Here is a 1,784-nt window from a genome sequence, read left to right on the forward strand (position 1 = left end):
AACTCGGCGGCGCGCCCGACCCGACGCCGGCGACGCTCGACCCCGACGAGTGGCCGCGGGCGATCTCCGGCGGGCCGGAGACGGTCTCGGGGCTGCTCGAACAGCTCGCGGACCGCGTCGGCGTCGACGAGGTGATGATCCAACACACGGTGCCGGACCACGAGGACGCGCTCGACTCCCACGCGCTGCTCGCGGAGGCGATGGAGCTGGAGCCGCGAGCGTGACCGAGACGGAGCGACCGACCCCGGTCAGCGGTCGACGGGCGGATTGAGGAAGACGCCGTCGACGATCAGCAGACAACAGACCGCCGAAGCACCCGCGAGCGGCGGGATTCCGTCGCCCGTGTTCAGCGCCAGCGCGCCGTAGACCGCGACGAAGAGGAGGGGAAAGGCGAGCAACAAGAGGTCCGCGCGGTCGAGCGCGCCGGGGATCGCGGCGTGGAGTTCGACCGCCATGGCGTCACTCCACGTACCCCAGATCCCGGAGTCGCTGGCCGATCCGACGGGCCTCGGCCTCGCTGATCTCGTCGTCCGACTCCATCTCCTGAACGACGACGTGTTTCACGAACTCCTTGACCGAGCCGAACGGCTCCTCTTCGATGTACTCCTCGACGTCCGCGACGAACTCCTTGCGCAGCGAGATCGTCGTGTAGTCGCTCATTACCGTCGGCCACGCGCTCCTGCGTGAAAAATCTAATTACATCTAATTAAGCAGCGTTGCCGGTCGGGTACCGCGTTCGCGAGGTGTCTCGTCCGGAGTCACTCCACCCGGTCGCGAGCGGCGGCGATCAGCATCGGGAGCATCACGGTCGCGTCGCCGTAGACGGAGGCGTTGCGCGCGTCTTTCTCCAACTTCCCCCACGACCGCGCCTCTTCGAGCGTCGCCCCGGAGAGGCCGCCGGTCGCCTCCGGGTCCATCGTGATCTGGACGGCGTAGTCGTACGCCCGGGGCGTGACGAGCATCGTCTGGAGGGTGAAGTTCTTCGGGACCCCGCCGCCGACGAGCAGGCAGCCGGCGTCGTCGGCGTCGAAGGCGAGGTCGGTCAGCTCCGTCATGTCGGCGAGGGCGTCGAGCGTGAAGTCCGCGGTCTGGGCGTACATCCACGCCTGAAGCCCCAGTACGGAGTCTTGGACCGCCGGGCAGTAGATCGGCACGTCGCACTCGTAGGCGGCCGCGGCGACGCCCGGCCCCTCCGGCACGTCGTCGCGCTCGTTGACCGCGGCGTTCGCGCGGCCGAGTTCGCGCGTCAGGTCGGCGATGGAGACGGCGTCGGTGCCGTCCGCGTCCGGGTCGGCCTCCAGCGCCGGGAACACCTCCTCGCGGAGGTGACCCTCGAACTCCGCGAAGTGCTCCTGCGGGAGGTACACGTTGTAGATGCGGTCGACGCCCTCGTCGCGCAGCCCCTCGTCGTGTTCGCGGAGGCTCTTCTCGGGGTCGTGAGTGCGCCCGTGGTGGTGTTTCCCGCCGATGGCCTCGATGGCGTCGTGGGTGAGATTCGCTCCGGTGGTCACGAGGGCGTCGACGTAGCCGTCGCGGATGAGGTCGGCAACGATCCGGCGCATCCCCGCGGGCACCATCGCGCCCGCCAGCGAGAGGAACACGGTACAGTCCTCGTTCGCGAACATCTCCGCGAGCACGTCGCCCGCCTCGTTGACCGCGGCGGCCCCGATGCCCGCGTCGCCGTAGCCGTCGACGAGTTCGCTCACGGTCATCCCGGCGGTCGCGCGGGTGTGGCCCACCGGGTCCGCGTGGAACTCCTCGCGGTGCGGCCCGTCGTCGCGATC

General features: G+C 69.6%; 3 protein-coding genes and 1 pseudogene. 1 reads left to right on the forward strand and 3 read right to left on the reverse strand.

The genetic code is table 11. The features are described from left to right. Positions 1-224 (forward strand): annotated as a pseudogene (locus tag BN903_RS10375) (alkane 1-monooxygenase); the annotation flags it as partial. Positions 225-248: 24 nt separating this feature from the next. On the opposite strand, the gene BN903_RS10380 reads toward BN903_RS10375, so the two are convergent. From BN903_RS10380 to BN903_RS10390, 3 genes are all read right to left on the reverse strand, one after another. Beyond that, the gene (locus BN903_RS10380) at positions 249-455 is read right to left on the reverse strand and encodes a hypothetical protein (protein WP_048077654.1); all 207 of its coding nucleotides are present in this window, start codon (positions 453-455) and stop codon (positions 249-251) included. 4 nt (positions 456-459) lie between these two features. Then, the gene (locus BN903_RS10385; RefSeq protein ID WP_048077655.1) at positions 460-660 is read right to left on the reverse strand and encodes a hypothetical protein; all 201 of its coding nucleotides are present in this window, start codon (positions 658-660) and stop codon (positions 460-462) included. Positions 661-758: 98 nt separating this feature from the next. Next, on the reverse strand, positions 759-1,784 hold a 1,026-nt coding region (locus tag BN903_RS10390), incomplete at its 5' end, for a deoxyhypusine synthase (RefSeq protein ID WP_079890639.1).

Source organism: Halorubrum sp. AJ67 (assembly GCF_000513435.1).

Coding starts and splice junctions, on each gene's coding strand:
- BN903_RS10380 (WP_048077654.1), bottom strand. CDS start 455: ATGGCGGTCGAACTCCACGCCGCGATCCCCGGCGCGCTCGACCGCGCG.
- BN903_RS10385 (WP_048077655.1), bottom strand. CDS start 660: ATGAGCGACTACACGACGATCTCGCTGCGCAAGGAGTTCGTCGCGGAC.